Origin of the sequence: Streptomyces sp. NPDC058620, from assembly GCF_042717135.1 — a bacterium.
Classification (GTDB): domain Bacteria; phylum Actinomycetota; class Actinomycetes; order Streptomycetales; family Streptomycetaceae; genus Streptomyces.
This window is the reverse complement of sequence record NZ_JBHXQO010000087.1, coordinates 1-18,690: the sequence shown is the minus strand read 5'-3', so window position 1 is coordinate 18,690 and position 18,690 is coordinate 1. Positions and strand designations below refer to the sequence as shown.

At 68.7% G+C, this 18,690-nt stretch carries 12 protein-coding genes and 3 pseudogenes; 5 read left to right on the top strand and 10 right to left on the bottom strand.

Translation table 11 applies throughout. The features are described 5' to 3' along the window. Positions 1-105: 105 nt before the first annotated feature. Positions 106-1,611: pseudogene (locus ACFWSK_RS35510) on the top strand (helicase); the annotation flags it as partial. A 130-nt stretch (positions 1,612-1,741) separates the two neighbouring features. Here the strand turns inward: ACFWSK_RS35510 and ACFWSK_RS35505 are convergent. The 3 genes and pseudogenes from ACFWSK_RS35505 to ACFWSK_RS35495 form a co-directional block, all read right to left on the bottom strand. Then, entirely contained in the window at positions 1,742-2,335 is a 594-nt protein-coding gene (locus ACFWSK_RS35505; RefSeq protein ID WP_383795665.1) for an isochorismatase family protein, read from the bottom strand. A 113-nt stretch (positions 2,336-2,448) separates the two neighbouring features. Continuing rightward, positions 2,449-2,742 (bottom strand): annotated as a pseudogene (locus ACFWSK_RS35500) (HNH endonuclease); the annotation flags it as partial. A gap of 1,010 nt (positions 2,743-3,752) precedes the next feature. Next, positions 3,753-3,926, bottom strand: a complete 174-nt coding sequence (locus ACFWSK_RS35495; protein ID WP_383795662.1) for a hypothetical protein — start codon at positions 3,924-3,926, stop codon at positions 3,753-3,755. Between the two features lie 93 nt (positions 3,927-4,019). Here ACFWSK_RS35495 and ACFWSK_RS35490 point away from each other — a divergent pair, with 93 nt between their 5' ends. Next, the gene (locus ACFWSK_RS35490; RefSeq protein WP_383795660.1) at positions 4,020-4,271 is read left to right on the top strand and encodes a hypothetical protein; all 252 of its coding nucleotides are present in this window, start codon (positions 4,020-4,022) and stop codon (positions 4,269-4,271) included. A 1,080-nt stretch (positions 4,272-5,351) separates the two neighbouring features. Next, positions 5,352-5,831, top strand: a complete 480-nt coding sequence (locus ACFWSK_RS35485; protein ID WP_383795657.1) for a hypothetical protein — start codon at positions 5,352-5,354, stop codon at positions 5,829-5,831. Here the strand turns inward: ACFWSK_RS35485 and ACFWSK_RS35480 are convergent. The 4 genes and pseudogenes from ACFWSK_RS35480 to ACFWSK_RS35465 form a co-directional block, all read right to left on the bottom strand. Next, entirely contained in the window at positions 5,771-6,997 is a 1,227-nt protein-coding gene (locus ACFWSK_RS35480; protein WP_383795654.1) for a putative PEP-binding protein, read from the bottom strand. The genes ACFWSK_RS35485 and ACFWSK_RS35480 overlap by 61 nt on opposite strands. Then, complete coding sequence (locus tag ACFWSK_RS35475; RefSeq protein ID WP_383795651.1) at positions 6,998-8,899, bottom strand: FAD/NAD(P)-binding protein; 1,902 nt, start codon at positions 8,897-8,899, stop codon at positions 6,998-7,000. Positions 8,900-9,176: 277 nt separating this feature from the next. Then, positions 9,177-9,725: a carboxymuconolactone decarboxylase family protein gene (locus tag ACFWSK_RS35470; protein ID WP_383795648.1), complete on the bottom strand. Its 549-nt coding sequence runs from the start codon at positions 9,723-9,725 to the stop codon at positions 9,177-9,179. Between the two features lie 179 nt (positions 9,726-9,904). Then, positions 9,905-10,141: pseudogene (locus tag ACFWSK_RS35465) on the bottom strand (transposase); the annotation flags it as partial. A 384-nt stretch (positions 10,142-10,525) separates the two neighbouring features. Here ACFWSK_RS35465 and ACFWSK_RS35460 point away from each other — a divergent pair. Beyond that, positions 10,526-11,896, top strand: coding sequence for an extracellular solute-binding protein (locus tag ACFWSK_RS35460; RefSeq protein ID WP_383795645.1), 1,371 nt, complete (start codon positions 10,526-10,528; stop codon positions 11,894-11,896). A gap of 113 nt (positions 11,897-12,009) precedes the next feature. Here ACFWSK_RS35460 and ACFWSK_RS35455 read toward each other — a convergent pair whose 3' ends face one another. From ACFWSK_RS35455 to ACFWSK_RS35445, 3 genes are all read right to left on the bottom strand, one after another. Next, complete coding sequence (locus ACFWSK_RS35455; protein WP_383795642.1) at positions 12,010-14,337, bottom strand: ATP-binding cassette domain-containing protein; 2,328 nt, start codon at positions 14,335-14,337, stop codon at positions 12,010-12,012. A 77-nt stretch (positions 14,338-14,414) separates the two neighbouring features. Beyond that, positions 14,415-15,800, bottom strand: coding sequence for a cation:proton antiporter (locus ACFWSK_RS35450; RefSeq protein WP_383795640.1), 1,386 nt, complete (start codon positions 15,798-15,800; stop codon positions 14,415-14,417). Then, a complete protein-coding gene (locus ACFWSK_RS35445; RefSeq protein WP_383795637.1) occupies positions 15,787-17,271 on the bottom strand; it encodes a tryptophan 7-halogenase in 1,485 nt (494 codons plus the stop codon). Before ACFWSK_RS35445 ends, ACFWSK_RS35450 begins: the two co-directional genes overlap by 14 nt. 184 nt (positions 17,272-17,455) lie before the next feature. Between ACFWSK_RS35445 and ACFWSK_RS35440 the strand changes: the two genes are divergently transcribed. Beyond that, positions 17,456-18,523 (top strand): glucose-1-phosphate thymidylyltransferase, encoded by a 1,068-nt coding sequence (locus tag ACFWSK_RS35440; protein ID WP_383795635.1) that lies wholly within the window; start codon positions 17,456-17,458, stop codon positions 18,521-18,523. The last annotated feature ends 167 nt before the right edge of the window (positions 18,524-18,690 follow it).

The following is an 18,690-nucleotide window of genomic DNA, read 5'->3' as shown; positions in this document are numbered from 1 at the left end:
CCAGGAGCCAACCCACCCCCGACCAGCACGAACGACACCCCACCCCCGATGACAACTACCGCAGCACCCCAGTGACAATCACCCGCGGTGTCGCACTGAACTGGCGTGTGGGCCGGGGCCGGGCCTGTGGTCGTGTTCGCTACGTACGCCTCTCTTGTGGACCGCGAGGACTCCGCCGACGTCTCTGGCCGTCGGACTGTTCCTGGGCCGTTGGAATCGGCTCTGGCGGGCGGAGAGCGGCTGTACGGGCAGCGGATGGCTCCGTTCGACCTGGCCATTCCGGACGAGGGGCACATGACCGCGGGGGACATGGGCCGACCGTGGGCGGCGATCCACGACCAGTCCCGGATTCCGGTCGACTTCCGGCTCTACCTGACCGCGACCCCGCGGATCCTCGCCGCGCCCCGGCCGCAGCGGGGCCGGGACGGGCGGGAGGTGGTGATCGCGTCGATGGAGGACGACTCCAGCACCTACGGCACCCGGATTTTCGATCTCGGTCTGGCGGAGGCGGTGGAACGCTCGATCCTTGCGGGGTTCGAGATCGACGTGCTCGAGATCCGCGACCCTGACCCGATCCTGGGCCTGTCCGAGGACGCCCTGCGTGGCCGGCACATGGCCCTGCTCCAGGCCGCACTGCTGGAACACACGGCTCAGCAGAATCTGCACACCACCATGGTGTTCCACCAGCGGGTCGAGGAAGCCGAAGCGTTCGCCGCGCAGATGCCGGCCACCGCCGCCGAGCTGTATGCCGCCGAGGCCTCCGCGGCGGCGCTGGCCGGTGCGGAGGAGCTGCCCGCGTCGTCGATCGACGCCGAGCTGTACGAGCTGGAGGAAGGCCGTCATGTGCCTGCCGACCGGGTATGGGCGGACTGGCTGTGCGGAGACCATCCCATCGCGCACCGGCGTGCGGTGATCCACCGGTTCGCCAACGGCATCAACGCCCACAACCGGCGCGTACACCGGGCGTTCCTCTCCTCCGTACGGGCCCTCGGAGTCGGGGTCGACATCACCGGACTACGCGGAGTCGAGGCCGTGTGCATCGTCGGCTCGCGCAGCTCCCAGGTCGACGTCGTCCAGAACATCGGACGCGCCCTGCGCCCCAACCCCGACGGCACGACCAAGACCGCCCGGATCATCATCCCCGCCTTCCTCCAGCCCGGCGAGGACCCCAAGGACATGATCGCCTCGGCCAGCTACCAGCCCCTGGTCGACATCCTCCAAGCCCTGCCCTCACACTCCGAACGCATGGTCGACCAACTCGCCTCCCGCGCCCTGACACGCAGCACCGAACGCCGCCGCATCCACGTCCACCCCACCCCCGCCACCGCAGCCGGCCCGCAGAACGGAGACATGCCCGCAGAGGCCGGCGAGGAGCAGCAGGAGGTCGACCGGGCCACCTCCATCGTGGTCAACTGCACCTCCCCACGCGACGCCGCCGACATCGCCACCCTCACCCGCTGCCGCGTCATCCGGCCCGAATCCCTCGTCTGGCTCGACGGCTACCAAGCCCTGACCTGGTGGCGTACCAAGAACGGCATCACCGGCCTGCACGCCATCCCCTACGACACCGAAACCACCATCGGCGTGACGAACAACTACCCCCTCGGGCGTGTCGCAACGCCTACGGGTGACCTCCCGCGCGCGCCGCTGCCCCCTTCGGCGTCCTCGTAAGATCCGTGCACCTCACCCTCGGACGTACCTGCCGTAAGCAGGTGAGCCCGAGGGTGAGGTGCGGCTCAGACTATTGAGGAACGGGGGTCTCGCCGGATACGGCGATACCTGCCCGGTGGAAGTCGTCCACGGCCGCGCTGGTCGTGTCCGGGGCGACCCCGACGGAGTAGTCCAGGCGTACGCGTGCGCGGAAGCCGGCCTTCACGGCGTCCAGCGCCGTGGCCCGCACACAGTGGTCCGTGGCGATGCCCACGACGTCGACGTCTTCCACGCCGCGGGCGCGCAGCCAGTCCGCGAGGGAGGTTCCTTTTTCATCTGCGCCTTCGAAGCCGCTCTTGGAGGAGCTGTGGGCGCCTTTGAAGAAGACGGCGTCGACCTTCCCGCCAGCGACGGCGGGCGCGAAATGCGGGTGGAACTCGCCGCCTTCGTCCCCGGCCACGCAGTGGACGGGGAAGCTGTCCTTGAAGTCCGGGTTCTCGGAGAAGTGGCTGCCCGGGTCGATGTGGTGGTCGCGGGTGGCCACGACGTACTGGTAGTCCCGGCCCGAGGTCCGCTCCACCAGGTCGGCGATGTCGCTGGCAATCCGGGCGCCGCCCGTCACGGGAACACTGCCTCCCTCACAGAAGTCTTTCTGCACATCCACGACGATCAAGCCTCGGCTCATTGCGAGCACCTTTCAACAACGTTGGAACAACGGTCACGAACTCTGAGGAACCCCCTGGCCCGGGATGGGTAGTGCGGTACGGCCGTACAGACTCAACGACCGGGCGGGGGCTGTTACGCGACAGGGGTGTACTGAACGATGGTGCTCCGCAGGGGCCTTCGGCGAGCACCTTCAGGGCGTCCAGTTCCGTGGTGTCGGCGGTGAGTTGCCGGCAGAGTTTGGCTGCCACCCACTCCCCTGCGTACCGGCACTGGGCGCCCGCCGGCCCGGCATCCACTGGGCGGGGTCCTGATCCGACTTCTGTCGGTTCGTGCGGGTGTCACCGCGACCAGCGAGGTGGTCGCACCCTGGTCGTTCGCGTACGCCTCACGGCGCGCGGCTGTCCACGCGGAGGCCCCGGAGTCCCACCTCAGCAGCCCGCAGTCCTTGAAAGGACTGCGGGCCGTGGGCGGGTGCGGAAGCCAGAAGCGGGACAATGGTGAGGGAGAGTGCAGAGTGCGCTGAGACCGCGCAGAAGGTTCTTGATCACCTCCGCGTTCTACCGGCTGCCTCGCCACCAACAGGTGCCCAATGGCTCCTTCTCACCCGCCTGGTCGCGGACGTTCACCGCAGGAACGATTTCGCGGGACATCGAACGTGATCGGCCGCTCTACGGGCCGCACGCTGGAGCGCTCGCCCGGCAGGAACGCTGAACACACCCGGAGGCTCCTCAAACAGCCAGCCCCGCACCACCAGCCGCTTCGTCTTCGACCGCACTCCCTCCACCTTCGCGGGCACCGGCTCCAGACCCGGCGCGGCGGCGAGCTGCCGGCAGTCCATCGCCTCCCCGCCGGGACTGGCCAGGGCGGTCGTGATCCGCTGGTATTCCGGCGCAAGCACCGCCGCAGTAAGCCCGTCCCGCCACACCGGCACCACCGACCCGGGTACCGCACCCACCACCCGCGCGGGTTGCTCAGCGTCCACCGCGACCGGCGACGCCACCTCGGCGTGCGCGGTTCCGCCAGTACCTCGCCGACTGTCTCCCGGGCGATCACGAACCGCTCCCACGCGGCCTCGGCCTCCCCCAGCTCAGCCTGGAGGGGGCGGGGTGGTGTGATTCACGCCCCTGTACCAATGCGATTTGGCCCCACTTGGGTGCCGACGATCGGTTGATGTGATCAGCTGTCATCTCGGGCTGTCGATGGGCCCTTCGGGTGGTGCGGCCGTGATGGGGTGTCGCGGACGGGGCGGAAACGTTGGTGCCTGCGTGGAGCCACGTGAACTTTGGGAACGAAACACGCTGTTGGCCGAGGCGTTCTGCAGCACGGACGATCAGGTGCGTGAGGCGCAGGCGGTGATGGACGAGGCGCTGGCTAGGCGGACGAGGGCACTGGCGGCGTTTGCCGTGACTGTCGGCAGCGACGCCGCTGTAGCCGACCTAATGGGGTTGAACGAGCGCGAGGTACGTGTCGCGCGCCGTACGGTCGGCAAGGAGGATGCCCGTACCGTCGCTGAACAGTTGCTCAGCCCTCCTGCCGAAATGTCCCTCCAGCCGGCTCCGCCCGTCCCGGAACCCGGAGGAGAGCCACGCACGGAAGCTGTGGGCGCTCATGTGCCCCATCCTCGCCCGGAAGCCGTGTCGCCTGCCCCTCCGCCTGTCGTGGAGAGGGGGGCTTCGGGTGCCGCGGTGACCTGGACGGCCGGGATGGACTCCGTATTGCAGTGGAGCTGGCAGTCCGGCCTGGACCTTCAGGCCGTTGCGGAAGAACTCGGCCTGCACTCCCAGGATCTGCTCCTACGAGCACAGATGCTTGCGGCTGAAGGGCGACTGACGCCGAAGGCCCCGGCGTACGACGCGAGCCAGTCCGGCCGCCACCGCCGGCACGACTCCATGCAGTACAACCCCGTCCCGGACAGCCCAGAAACCCTCTACCACTCGCCAAGCCTCTACGTCTGAACCGCCGCCAATCATTCTGTAGACCCGCATCCCACTTCGAACGAGTGATTTGCTGGCCTGCGGGGTGGGGGGTGGGGGGTGGGATGGCACGGTAGTTCGGGAGCCTCGGTCAGTTCTCCGTCAGCGTGCCCCCGACAGGTGCGTGGAGACTGCCGACCCGGCTCGTCTCAGGGACCGCCCAGTGTCCGCGGCGCCTGGACGAGAACGGGCGATGGTCCGGACGGCACCGGGACTTGGCGGCCGGGCCCGGAAGGGCCGCCGAAGCCTGCGACACAGCCACCACCACCGGGCGACGCAACCGCAAGGTGCTTATCAACACGGCCGACAAGCTCCACTTCGAGGAGTACGAAACCGCCCGCCGCGGCGCGACAGTCCCCCCGATCGGGGAGCCGGACCCATACGCCGGCCCCTACACCCCGCCGCCACCCCGACCCGAACCCGCCACCGTCATCCGCACCGTCAGCGGCCACGACCTCCCAGTCGGCGAAGTCGTGGCCGAAGCCGACATGCCGGAGGTGACCACCGAGGACCTCGAAGACGGCTGGCGGCGCTTCACCTACGAACGGCGCGCCTACACCGCCGCCGTCCTGCCTCCCTACCTCACACGCACGCACCCCAGGGCCATGCTGACCGTCGCCATCTTCGACACAGGACAACCACCTGGTCGGCCGCGCCTTCGGCCGACCCCACGAGTCCGTCATCATCTGGGCCGACGCCCACCCCGGTACGCCCCACCCGCTCATCGCCGACTGGCTCGGCAATGAGCCGTGGCCGGAGTACACCGACGCCGAACTCGCCCACCTCACCGCAGGACCGCCGCCCGACCCCGACGCTGCCGCTGAGCGGACAGACCTGCCGCCAGCCGCCGCACCGGAACGACAGGCCACCGAGCAGGCCGCCAACCGTCCAGCAGCGGTCCCCGAGGAGCAGCCTCCGACTGACACCGAACCCACCATCGAGCAAGCGCCTGCCACCAGCACCCAGCCCAACGGGCCACAGGCCGCTGCCGAAGAGGGCACCGCCGAGAAGCCCGCCATCGAGGGCGACTCCGCGAACGGCCCCGAGCCAGAGGAGTACGACATGACGGCGTTGGCTGACACCACCAGCCTCGATGCGCCAAAGTTCGAGGACCCGCGCCGGAGCCCGAGCGCCGGAGGGGGCTGGTTCTCCCGCCTCACCGCAGACGACCTGACCCCCGACGTCACCCCGCTGGTCGCGAGCCCGGCCCAGGCAGCTCACGAAGCCGCCATCTACTTCTGCGCACTCACGGGCACCGCCTACGGAACCCCGATTCCCGACGCGCAACCGGACGGACCGCTGTCCCGAGCCGACATCGTGCGGGCCACCATCCGCGACGCCGCCGGCGTGCACCACGACCGGATCGCCACCGCGCCGTTCCGGAGCCGGCGGCCCTGCGCCGTGTCGCGCGGTGCGGGCCCGGTTCGTCCCTGCTCAGCGGCGAACCGGGCTGCTGGTCACCAGCACGAGTGGAGTGGGGCTCAGGTCCGGGAGGGGGGCGGCAGAAGCATCTGCTGGAGTTCGGCAGTGCACATCATGTAGCCGTCGGGCGTCGGTAGGTTCTTGAGGTAGTGGTCAAGGTCCGATGCCAGCGAGAAGACCCGTACCGGGGTGCCTGCGGCGCGGGCGGACTCCACGACCCTGCGCACACCGTCCAGGACAGCCGGGTGACGGGTGCGGTAGGAGTCTGCGACCAAGTGGTTGCCCCGGTCCGCGGCGAGATAGAACTGCACCAAGTCCTTGATGCCGACGAACAGTTCACTGACGCCGGCGGCACACATCGCCGAGGTGGCGTGGACGGCGGAGGGCGTCTCGATGAACGCGGACAGGGGAGCGCCGTCGGGTAAGTTGAGATGGGCTCTGAGCTGGGCGAACTCCGTCTCGTCGCTGACGAACGGCACCGAGAGCTGCACGCGGTCGGCGTCGTCGCCAAGGCGCTTGCGCAGGGTTGCCAGCACAGCGTGCAGGGCGTCGCGGTAGGCGACAGAGCCGAGCAGCCAGCGTGCGCCGTGCATGCCCATCTCCGGATTGGGCTCGACCGCGACGGGGGCGGTCTCTGTGACGTCGGCCGCGTGGTCCGAGCGCAGATCAAGCATGCGCAGGACCAGCCGCTGGCCGGGCAGGAGCGCCTCGACGAAGCCGCAGAGCCGCTCTCCGATGGCCTGTCCGTAGGCGGTGATATCGGCGGGTCCGCCGGCCATGGCGTCGAGCGGGCTCAGGCCCAGGGCGAGGCAGAGAAACTCCTCGCGGATGAAGAAGGACTCGACGCGTGCGGCGTTCGGTCCGGAGGAGTTGATGGTGGTGATGTCCTGCAGGTCCGCGATCACCGCGCACGCCGAGCCGAGGTCATCCAGTGTGGGACTGTCGGCCTCGGGCTCTGGGGGCGTCTCCGGTCCGACAACGATCGACGAGCTTTCCAGGTACAGCGTCACTTCGCCGACCAGGTCGGCGAGGTCCGCCTCGTCGACGCGGAGCACGGGTATCCCTCTGCCTCGGCACAGGGACTGCATGTGGCCGGTGAGTCCACCGGAGCCGCACACCACCGCGCGCGCGGCCACGATGGCGTCATACAGCCCGGCTTCGAGAGAAGGGGCGACGAGGATGGTTCCCTCGCGTGGACTCCTTGTCCGGTTACAGGTGCCCTGCAGCACGCTTTCGGTGCCGCCGGCCAGAAGAATTCCCAGAATCCGTCGCCCGTTCCCGTTCAACTAGCCCTCCGGATTTTCGGCGTTCCCTATCCCCAGTTGTCGACGTAGCTGCCGTGGCGTCACGGAGACGTCGTTGAGCCGTTCGACGGCCACCCGGTTGACGGCCGCCCTCATCAGGCGGTCGTGCCGGGAGATGTCCGCCGGAAGTGTCGGGAGACCGCCCAGGGATCGGATGCTCGCGTTCAGGCGGGAGTCGAGTGCCTCTCTTTCCCTTCGCTCACGCGTGGCCAGCCTCCGCACTTCCAGTAACACAGACTCCTCCAGCGCCGCCCGGTCCGCTTCCTCCGGGTTGCTGACATAGCTGTGGTAGCGGGGATGCTGGGCCGCGATGTCGTTCAAGCCGTCCAGCCGCAGTTCAAGCTGCTCGATCACGTGCGCGGCGACGGAGACCGAGTGGTTCTTGATGGCGGCGAGGTTGAACGCGAACGCGCCGGTTCGACCGTGCCGGACGATCTCGTCCCCCTCCCGCAGCACGCCGACCGTGGAGACGGGGCCGGCCGGCTGGCCGTCGGCGTCCAGCAGCGTTCCGCATTCATCGACCTCCAGGCCGCGCCCGGTGCGTGCGTGAGGGACCGCGACGCCCTTCCGGAGGAGGTTTCGCCAGAGTGGCTGTCCGACCTTCTCGTAGTCGAACTCCCTGCCGAAATTGGATACCACCAGGTCGGCTTCGACGCTGTGTCGCTCGTGTTGCGCGGCGACCGAGACCAGCAGCCGCCCCGACTGGGCGGGCGTGATCGCTTGCACCCTTCCGACGACCAGTTCCACCCGTCCGTCCTGGGGGTGCATCGCGCGCTCGATGACCGCCATCGTGTACTCCACCGCACCGACGCGCAGGGCGGCGATGGTGGTGGCGAACTCGTCCAGCAGACATCGCAGCTCGTCCGTCGGGATGCGTTCGATGACCTCGGGGAGGTACGGCTCCCACGCTTTGGCGATCCGCTCGGAGACGATCACGGAGGCGATGTCGGGGTGTTGTTCCCGGACCGTCGAGCAGGCCGTTTGCCATGCGGCCCTGACCCGGGCGAGGAATTCCTCGCGGTTGCGGTAGGGCTCGAGCAGAGTGTCGGGGCGGGGCAGCCACAGCACGCCGTGTTCGTGGGTGCCGGGGTAGGTGCGGAAGATCGTCCCGGACTTTGAGATGAGGTGGATGCGCCCGGTGTGGCCGTTACGCAGCAGCAGGCCCGCCGAGTCGTAGGCACTCAGCACCGATCCGACGATGGCCACGGTCGCGTCGGGCGGCAGCTGGGAGAGTTTGCGGATTCCGGTCGCGGAGTACGGGTTCCGCACGAAGGAGGGGTGCCCGGCGGCCTCAGCCGCGAAGGGTGGCTCCTTGAGTTCGAGCCCAGTGGCAAGGACGACGTGGTCCGCTTGGAGCACCTGTGTGTCCGCCACGGGTCCTGGGCGCAGACCTTCGATTCCGTAGGCAGCGAGGCCGCCGAGCGTCACCTCGAAGCCCCGGTCGCACGCCTGCATGTCGAGCGCCTCGCCGTCCGCTTCGACGAGGACGACGCCGGGGCAGGACTCTCTTCTGGCCTCGGCCAGCCGGTCGTCGAGGTAGTCCTGGAAGAGGCGGCGGGGGGCCGGGCCCTGTTCGGTGAACTTCTGGGCGGCCCAGCGCTGCGGCCAGTCCCGGCGGTCGGCCTCCTGGTTGGCCCAGTGGATGAAGTCGAGGACGTCCTCCCGGAACACGGACATCCGGCCGGCCTGGATGTTGAAGACGTGGTCCCAGGGGTTGCCGTCGCGGTGGTAGGCGACACCTGCAGAGCGGTAGTCGGGGTGCCGCTCCAGCAGGACGATCTCCAGAGGTCTTCGCGCGAAGTGGAGTAGCCGGATCGCCGTTGCGGTGCCGGCCAGGCCTGCCCCTACGACGAGAACTCTGGGACGCACGCCCGTTCGACTCATGAAGAAGCCTCCCCGCTGGACCAGGGGCGCCCGGTCGTGCAGTCCACCACCGGCGCCGCGTACTGACTGGAAATCGCCTGACTGGAAGTCAACTTTCCTGTCCGGTATGGCATTTGGGCGTGCACGGATGCCGGGACAGAGGGCTACCACGATTGTGGCGCAGACGATACCCGAACCTGTGGGGCGCTGAGGTCTCGATGGGCGACCGCGGGGCTGGTCTCTCTGCCGGCTCCGGAGCTGCGCGGCCCCGGAGCCGGACGGGAGCGGACGAGTGGGATCAGTCGTCGATGTCCGGGGCGGCGGGGATGTCGAATTCCGTGCGGACGTAGTGGTTGAAGTAGTTGGTGTAGAGGTTCAGTGCCACATGGACGAACAACTCGGTCAGCTCGGTGTCCGTCCAGCCCTGGGCCACGGCCTCGTCCCACGCCGCGTCGGATGCCTCACCGATCTCGCCGGCGATCTCCCTCGCGACCTGGACCAGGGCGGCGAGCTTCACATCGTCGCCCCCCTCTCCGCGGCGGATCGCCACGGTCTCTTCCACCGTGAAGCCCGCCACCTTCGCCGACACCGTGTGCGCCGACTGGCAGTACGCGCACGCATCGACTGCGCCCACGGCCAGGGCTATCGCCTCGCGCGTGCGGGCGTCGAAGGTGCCATGCTCGGCGATAGCCCCGGTGATGGCTGCGTATGCCTCCAGGACTACGGGGGAATGGGCCATCCCTCCGTGGATGTTGAGCACCCTCCCGTATCGCTTCTCCAGGCGGCGCAGAATCTCTCCGCCGGCTGCGGGCGCGCTGTCGATGGTGTGGACGGGAATCCGCCGCATGCGAATGCCTCCTCGTAGTGGTGGGAGTTCCTCGTCCTCGCAGTCTGCCGAAGCTGCGAATCGGGTGGGTCGTCTTCGGCGTCCTCCGGACCGTTCTTGGCATGTCGCCTTCGACGGGTCCCGGCTCCGGGCGATAGCGGGTGCCAAGCGCACCAGGACGGAAGCTCGGCGGTGATCTCGTCGGTGTGCCCGCCCCGGTGCAGGTCGGCGATCCGTCGCATGGCCAGTCCGGGCAGACAGGCAGCCTGGCGGCCCGCGTCCCGGGCCACGGCCAGCGGGAGAGCGCCGATCGAGGCGGGGTGGTCCACGATCACCAGGACGGTTCCGAACTTGACGGTCGGCTGGTCGGACACGGTCCGCAGCTTCGGCTCGCCGCTGGGCAGCTGTTCGTCGAGAACCTTCTTGCCGGGCGAGGTCCACTTTCGGGCTGGAGCCTGCGTAGGCGCGGTACCTGGTGCGGGGAGCCGGTACCAGACGTGGAGGCCGCCGCCCGCACCCGCGCATCGCCGCCACCTGGCGCCGGCGACAGGAACTGGTGCACGCATTCGCCTGCCTTCAGGAAGTTGAGTCCCTTCAGTCCCTGACCGCCCCTCCGGGCCCTCACAAGGCTCTCTGCGGCCGTATTACGCGCCTCTGGGCGCCCTCCTGCTCCGGGAAGAGCGTTGAGCTCCTTGAAGGCCAGCCCGGCCCCACGCGGGAAATCCCTCGATTCCGCATAAATGGAGATGCCCCGACCCGAGCGGGAATCGACGATGTCTCAGACCCCTATCCACCGTCCGCTCACGCCCAGGAGGCAGACCTTGCAGGCTCCAGAACCGAAGGACAGTCAGGGCCCGGAACAGCCGGAGGACGAGCGGATCGTCTTGGACGTCTGGCTGGCGAACTACCCCTTTCCCACCTACGACGGCCGTGAATTTCTCGCTCCGTTGCGCGAGCGTGCCGCCGAGTTCGAGCGTGCCCATCCCGGATATCGCATCGACATCACCGGCCATGACTTCTGGACCATGCCGGACATGGTGGCCCAGGCTGTGAGCGAGGGCCGTGCCCCGCACGTCGCGGGGTACTACGCAACCGACAGCCAGCTGGCGCGCGATGCCCGGCGGGCGGACGGGACGCCTCTGTTCACCTCGGTCGGGGCAGCGCTGGCGGGGCGTACCGAGATACTCGGCGAGCCCGTGGTGGTGGGGGACCTCGACGCGACGGTCCGGGACTCCTACTCCTTCGGAGGGGAACTGGTCTCGCTTCCTCTCACGGTGACCACCATGCTCTGTTACGCCAACACCAAGCTTCTGGAGCGGGCCGGGGTCACAGAACTTCCCAGGACATGGGAGGAGGTCGTGGAAGCCTGCGAGGCCCTGGCCGGACTCGAAGGCCACACCGGACACGGCATCACCTGGCCGAACGACGGCTGGGTGTTCCAGCAGGCGATCGCACTGCAGAACGGGTTGCTGGCGGACCGGGACAACGGCCGCTCAGGGCCCGCCCGTACCGTCGACGTCGCATCCCAGCAGATGCTCGACTGGGTCCGCTGGTGGACCCTTCTCCAGGAAAAGGGGCACTACCTCTACACCGGTGGCCCGTCGGACTGGGGCGGCACCTTCGAGGCCTTCGTCCAGCAGCGGGTCGCATTCACCTTCGACTCCTCCAAGGCGGCCCGGGAACTCATCCAAGCCGGGGCGCAGTCGGGCTTCGAGGTCGCGGTGTTCCCGCTGCCCAGGAACGCGAAATCCCCCTACGCCGGTCAGCCCGTCTCGGGCGACTCGCTGTGGCTCGCCCATGGGCTCGACAAGGCGACGGAGGACGGGGCGCTCGCGTTGATGCAGTACTTGATCAGCCCGGCCAACGCCGCGGACTGGCACCGCACCAACGGCTTTGTGCCGGTGACCGGGGCAGCCCTGGACCGGCTGGAGAAGTCGGGGTGGTTCGAGCGGCGCCCGCAGCAGCGAGTGGCTGGGGAGCAGTTGAAGGGCTCCGATCGCTCACCGGCAGCGCTCGGTGCGCTCCTCGGCGACTTCGCGGGCATCAACGAGATCATCACCGGGGCGATGGACGATGTCCTGCGCAACGGAGCGGATCCGGTCAATGCCTTCGGTGAGGCCGCCGTGAAGGCTCAGCAGCTGCTCGACGCCTACAGCGCCCGCGCGCAGGCCGCAGTGGCCTCCGCAGTCTGAGGACCGCGAAGTGCACCGCGCGGGAGGAACCCCGGCCGCCGGACCCCGCGAACGGGGCTGAGCGGCCGAGGTTCCTCCCACTTCTCCCGGGGCGGCTCGGAGAAGACCCGGGGTCAGCCCGCCGCCGCTTCCAGATGCCGGCGCAGGTACTCGCCGGTGAGCGAGGAATCCGCGGCGAGCAGTTCCTTCGGGGTGCCGGTGAACACGATCTCACCGCCGTCCCGGCCCCCGTCCGGGCCGAGATCGATGATCCAGTCGGCCTGCTGCACCACGTCGAGGTTGTGCTCGATGACCACGACCGTGTTGCCGGCCTCGACGAGCCCGTCCAGCAGTGCCACCAGCGTGTCCACGTCCGCCATGTGCAGGCCGGTGGTGGGCTCGTCCAGCACGTACACGGTGCCGGTGCGGTGCAGCTGGTCGGCGAGCTTGATGCGCTGCAACTCGCCGCCGGAGAGGCTGGAGAGCGGCTGGCCCAGGCTGAGGTATCCGAGGCCGACGTCGACGAGCGCGCGCAACTTGGGCAGCATCGTCTTCTCCGTGAAGAACTCGACCGCCTCGTCGGCGGGCAGCTCCAGGACGTCCGCGACGGACTTGCCGCGCAGCTTGTGCTCAAGGACCTCGGGCTTGAACCTGCGTCCCTCGCAGACGCCGCAGTGCGTGGTCACCGGGTCCATGAAGGCGAGCTCGGTGATGATGACCCCGCGCCCCTGGCACTCGTCGCAGGAGCCCTTGGAGTTGAAGCTGAACAGGGAGGCGTTCGCGCCGGTCTCCTTGGCGAACAGCTTGCGCAGCGGGTCCATGAGTCCGAGGTAGGACACCGGCGTGGAGCGGGAGGAGGCCGCGATCGCGGACTGGTCGACGAAGACGGCGTCGGGGTGGGTCCGCATGAAGACGCCGGCGATCAGGCTGCTCTTGCCGGAACCTGCCACGCCGGTCACCGCGGTCAGCACGCCGGTGGGTACGGTGACGGAGACCTGCTTCAGGTTGTGCAGGTCGGCGTTCTCGACGGTCAGTTCCCCGGTGGGCTTCCGTACGTCGTCCTTGACACGCGCCCCGCGCCGCAGCCCCTCGCCGGTCCGGGTCTCGGCCTTCCGCAGCTCGGCGAAGGACCCCTCGAACACGATCTCGCCCCCGTGCACCCCGGCGCCCGGGCCTACGTCAACGATGTGATCGGCGATCTCGATGACGTCCGGGTCGTGCTCCACGACCAGCACGGTGTTTCCCTTGTCACGCAGCGCACGCAGCAGTTCGTTGAGCCGCCCCACGTCGCGCGGGTGAAGGCCGATGCTGGGCTCGTCGAAGATGTACGTCAGTCCTGTCAGGCCGCTGCCGAGGTGGCGGACCATTTTCAGCCGCTGCCCCTCTCCCCCGGAGAGGTCGGCCGTGGGCCGGTCCAGGGTCAGATAGCCGAGCCCGATGGACACGATCCGCAGCAGTGCCGTGCGCGCGGCAGCGGCGAGCGGGGCCGCGGCAGGCTCCTCGATACCGGCGAGTTCTTCGGTGAGGTCACGTACCTCCATGCCCGAGTAGTCGGCGATGTTCTTCCCGCCGATCCGGATGTCGAGGGCGGCGGCGTTGAGCCGCGCTCCCCGGCACGACGGGCAGACGCCGTCCGTGACGAAGCGCTCGATGACCTCGCGTTTGCGGTCGCTCAGCGCGCTGAGGTCGCGCTTGAGGTTGAGCCGCTCGAACCGGTCGGCCAGACCTTCGTAGTTCGTCTGGAACTCGGTGCTCTTGGTCTTCAGCGTGACCTTGCCGCCGGTGCCGCGCAGCAGCGTGTCCAGCTCGTCCGCGCTGTAGTCGGCGATCGGCTTGGCCGAGTCCAGTCGGCCGGACTTCGCCCAGATCTGCCAGTCGGGGCTGCCCACCTTGTACTCGGGGAAGAGGACCGCCCCGTCGTCCAGGGACTTCGACCGGTCCAGCATCTTGTCCAGATCGAGGGCGATGCTCTGGCCGAGTCCGTCACAGTCGGGGCACATGCCCTGGGGATCGTTGAACGAGAACGAGGAGACGGTGGCCGACCCCGGCTCCTTGCCCTTCGCCGTGCCGAACCGGGCGAACAGTGCCCGGATCATGGGCTGGATGTCGGTCATGGTGCCGACGGTGGAGCGGGCGTTGCCTCCTACCGGCTTCTGGTCGACGATCACCGGAGTGGTGAGGTTCTCGATCGCCTCGGCCTGCGGTCGTTCGTACTTGGGGAGCTGGTTGCGGATGTACCAGCTGAAGGTGGAGTTGAGCTGCCGCTGCGCCTCCACGGCCACGGTGTCGAAGACGATCGACGACTTGCCCGAGCCGGAGACCCCCGTGAAGACCGTGATCCGGTCGCGGGGGATCGTCAGTGAGACATCCTTGAGGTTGTGGATCCGCGCGCCTGCGATACGGATGCCGTCTCCCTGACCGGATGCAGTGTCCGCGCCGGGGGTGGGGTCGGTGACGCTCACAGAGTTCTCCTCTTGGTTCCGTACGTGGTTACCGTTCCGCCGGCGAGCCGGCGGAACGGTAACCACTTAGCCTGCACTCAGGGGGCGTCCGTGGTCTTCTCCTGACGTGCTGAGTTGGCCGTGGAGCCGCCCGCGAGGACAGATTCGGTGTTCCAGCCGGTCAGCCGCTCCTCGCGTTCCTCCTCCTCGGGCTCGAAGGCGATGTGGCTGCTCGTCCAGCGCAGCAGAGGAGGCGCGGTCACCGAGGTGACGAGTGCGATCAGCACGATGATGGTGAATGTGGCGGTGTTCAGTACGCCGATGCGCAGTCCGGCCAGGGCTATGACGACCTCGATCATTCCGCGTGAGTTCATGCCGGCCCCGAGCGCGAGCCCCTCGTACCGGCTCATCCCGCCGCTGCGAGCAGCGATGTAGGCTCCGGCGAACTTGCCGAGCGAGGCCACGAACAGGATGGCGATGCCGGTGAGCAGAACCGATGTCTCCGCGAGCGCCGTCAGGTCCATGCGCAGCCCCACGCTGCCCAGGAACACCGGGGCGAACACCGCCATGACCAGGGTGCGCAGCGGTGCGAGCCGTTTGGGGTCGATGTGCCGCAGCAGGGTCGCTCCGGCGACGAACGCCCCGAACAACGCCTCCATCCCGGCCGCAGCGGTCAGCGCCCCGTACAGGACGACGGCGGCCACTCCGACAGTGATGACCGAGACGGGGATCCGGTTGCCGCCGGTACGCGACAGCCGCCTGCCCAGCGGACCGCCCACCGCGCAGGCCGCGGCGACGAACACGGCGGTCCAGGCCATGGTGGTCAGGATCACGGGCCCGCCGGCCGCCCCGCTGGCCATGGCCGTCACCAGGGCGAGCAGCAGCCAGCCCACCGCGTCGTCGAAAACGGCCGCCGCGATGAGCAGCTGGCCGATGTTGCGGTGTGTCATGTTCAGGTCTGCGAGCGTCTTGGCGATCACCGGAAGTGCGGTGACGCACATGGCGACTCCGAGGAACAGGGCGAAGACGCCCCGCTCTCCGGAGTCCGTCAGCAGCGAAGCCGGCACCAGATATCCGGTGGCAATCCCCAGCCCGAGGGGTATCAGGAGACCGGCCAGACTCACCCGGGCGGCCAGTCCGCCGCGCCGCCGCAGGATCCGGGTGTCGAACTGGGCCCCGGTGATGGCCACCAGCAGCAGGATCCCGAACTGGCAGAAGGCGTCGAGCAGGTGCGCCTGGGAGATGTCCGCGGGGAAGAGCCGGTCGGAGAGGCCCGGCAGGACCTGGCCGAACACGGTCGGACCAAGCAGCACCCCCGCGGACAGCTCGCCGACCAGGGGCGGCAGGCCGACGCGTGCGGCCAGCCACCCCAGGCCGTAGGCGCAGACGAGGAGTATGCCGACCTGGAGCAGGAAGACGGTCAGAGGCTCCCCGCCCAGCGGCGCAGTGGCGGCCAGGGCCGCCCCCCCGTCAGGGCTGAGCATAGGTGACCCAGCCCAGACCATCCGTTGACGCGGCCAGGCCTCCCTGCCTGACCGGCCGCTCCGCCCCCGCGTCGTCGCCGAGCAGGGCGCGGGCCTGGAGGGTGGCGCCCTGCTCCATGAGCCGGCCCACCACCTTGCCGGGCAAGGCGCCGTGCGGCTGCTCGGCGTCGCCCGCGGAGGTGTGCACCATGCCGGCCATCTCGTTCGAGGCCTCGGAGAACCGCTGCTTGGCTCGCGCCGTGTCCGCGAACTCGTCGGAGGAGACCCCGCCGATGAGTTCGACGAACGACTCCAGATCGGAATCGGCGGTGTTGGAGATCTTCCTGGCCTGCCAGAAGTAGGAGTCCTCGGAGTGGTGCATGTCGTAGAAGCCGACGAGGAACTCGTAGAACCGGCCGTACTCCAGCCGGTAGCGGGCCTCGAACTCCTCGAACGCGCTGGTCTCGTCGACCGTTCCGTCCAGGCAGGAGTTGAGCGAGCGGGCGGCGAGCAGGCCGCTATAGGTGGCGAGGTGCACCCCGGAGGAGAACACCGGGTCCACGAAGCAGGCGGCGTCCCCGATCAGGGCCATGCCCGGCGCCCAGAACTTCGTGTTGCTGTACGACCAGTCCTTGCGGACCCGCAGCTCGCCGTAGGGGCCCTCGGTGACCCTGGTGGCGTCGGAGAGCTTCTCCTCGATCAGCGGGCACGCCGCGATGAACGACGCCATGGCCTTCTCGGGGTCGCCCTGCACCAGGTTGGCCGAGTCCCGGTTCACCACCGCGCCGACGCTGGTCAGGTCGGGTGTGAGTGGGATGTACCAGAACCAGCCGTGCTCGAAGGCACAGGTGAAGATGTTCCCGTCGTTCGGCTTGGGCAGCCGCTTGCCGCCGTTGTAGTAGCCGAACAGGGCCAGGTTACGGAAGAAGGGCGAATACTCGCGCTTGGCACCCGACTTCTTGTACAGCCCGCCGGTGTTTCCGGAGGCGTCGACGACGTAGCGACTGTGCACCTCGTGCTCGCGGCCTTCGGCGTCCCGGTAGCGCACCCCCCGTACCCGGCCGTCCTCGGCCTTGAGCACGTCGAGGACGTCGCTGTTCTCCCGTACCTCCACCCCGTGCTTGCGGGCGTTGTCGAGAAGGATCTTGTCGAACTTCATGCGCTCGACCTGGTAGGCGTACCCCGTCGGGCCGGCCATCCGGCGAGAGACCGCGAAGTCGAACGTCCACGGTTCGGGGCTCGCGCCCCACTTGAACGTCCCGCCGTGCTTGATGGTGAAGGCGGCCTTCTTCAGCTCCTCGCCGACTCCGAGCAGGTGCGCGATGCCATGGACGGTCGCGGGCAGAAGGGACTCGCCGATCTGGTAGCGGGGGAAGGTCTCCTTCTCCAGCTGGAGCACCCGGTGGCCCCTCTTACGGACCAGCGTGGACACGGTCGAGCCCGCCGGCCCGCCGCCCACCACGATGACGTCGTACTGCGCTGCCACGTCCACCGAGTCTCCTTTTTCCGCCGTCAGGAAGTGGTCACCCCACTTTCACTGGAATCCTCCTGGCGGCCGAGGCGTCCGCGCATCTCCGGGATTGCGAGGTCGTGGGCATTCTGCGAGAAGCGCCGTTCGTGCGGTGCGGTCTACAGTGACGTGGAATTTCCGTGATTGCGCTGAAGGGCGGAACGGAATGAAGGCACTTGTACTCTCGGGCGGTTCGGGGACCCGTCTGCGCCCGATCAGTTACGCCATGCCGAAGCAGCTTGTTCCGATCGCCGGGAAGCCGGTCCTCGAATACGTTCTGGAGAATATTCGCGATCTCGATATCAAAGAGGTCGGGATTATCGTCGGTGACTGGGCTCAAGAAATCATCGAGGCGATCGGGGACGGCAGCCGTTTCGGCCTGCGGCTCACTTACATTCACCAGGAGCAGCCTCTGGGCATCGCGCACTGCGTGCGACTGGCGCGCGAATACCTCGGGGACGACGACTTCGTCCTGTACCTGGGCGACATCATGCTCGACGGGGACCTGACCGCGCACGCCCGGGAGTTCGCCGAGAGCCGCCCCGCCGCGCGGATCATCGTCCGCCAGGTGCCCGATCCCCGGGCCTTCGGCGTGATCGAGTTGGACGCCGCGGGGCAGGTGCTGAGTCTGGCGGAGAAGCCCGGTGAACCACGCAGCGATCTGGCGGCGATCGGTGTGTACTTCTTCACCTCGGAGGTGCACCGTGCGGTCGACGCGATCGCGCCGAGCGCACGCGGGGAACTGGAGATCACCGACGCGGTCCAGTGGCTCCTGGAGCACGGGTCACGGGTCGAGGCGGGGCGCTTCACCGACTACTGGAGGGACACCGGCCGTGCCGAGGACGTCCTGGAGTGCAACCGGCGGATGCTCGGCCGGCTCGCGCCCCGGGTGTCCGGCGAGGTCGGGCCCGACAGCGAGCTGGTGGGCACTGTGGTGATCGAGGAGGGTGCCCGGGTGACGCGTTCGCGGATCGTGGGGCCTACGGTGATCGGCGCGGGAACGGTCGTCGAGGACAGCCAGATCGGGCCGTACGCCTCCGTCGGGCCGCGCTGCACGGTGCGGTCCTCCAGGCTCTCGGACTCCATCGTCCTGGACGACGCCTCGATCCTCGCGGTCACCGGATTGCACGGCTCGCTGATCGGGAGGGGTGCCAGTGTGACGCCCGGTGCCCGGGGCGAGGAGTGCCACCGGCTGGTCGTCGGCGACCACGTCCAGATCGAGATCGCGGCCTGACGCCCGTAGCCGGGACACAGGGGAGGCCCGGTACGGGCGTCCGGCCGCAGGGAGGTGTCGTGGGGGGGGCGCGGGCCCGGGGGGGCCGCGGCCCCGCCGGGGGGGGTTAAAAAAAAAAAACCCCCCCCACAGGGAAAAAAACAGAGAAGGTGAGGAGGTGGGGTTAT

Bases quoted from the DNA above. Each gene is read 5' to 3' on its own strand.
- ACFWSK_RS35505 (WP_383795665.1), bottom strand. From the start codon at position 2,335: ATGAGCCGAGGCTTGATCGTCGTGGATGTGCAGAAAGACTTCTGTGAG.
- ACFWSK_RS35495 (WP_383795662.1), bottom strand. From the start codon at position 3,926: ATGAGCGCCCACAGCTTCCGTGCGTGGCTCTCCTCCGGGTTCCGGGAC.
- ACFWSK_RS35490 (WP_383795660.1), top strand. From the start codon at position 4,020: ATGGACTCCGTATTGCAGTGGAGCTGGCAGTCCGGCCTGGACCTTCAG.
- ACFWSK_RS35485 (WP_383795657.1), top strand. From the start codon at position 5,352: ATGACGGCGTTGGCTGACACCACCAGCCTCGATGCGCCAAAGTTCGAG.
- ACFWSK_RS35475 (WP_383795651.1), bottom strand. From the start codon at position 8,899: ATGAGTCGAACGGGCGTGCGTCCCAGAGTTCTCGTCGTAGGGGCAGGC.
- ACFWSK_RS35470 (WP_383795648.1), bottom strand. From the start codon at position 9,725: ATGCGGCGGATTCCCGTCCACACCATCGACAGCGCGCCCGCAGCCGGC.
- ACFWSK_RS35450 (WP_383795640.1), bottom strand. From the start codon at position 15,800: ATGCTCAGCCCTGACGGGGGGGCGGCCCTGGCCGCCACTGCGCCGCTG.
- ACFWSK_RS35440 (WP_383795635.1), top strand. From the start codon at position 17,456: ATGAAGGCACTTGTACTCTCGGGCGGTTCGGGGACCCGTCTGCGCCCG.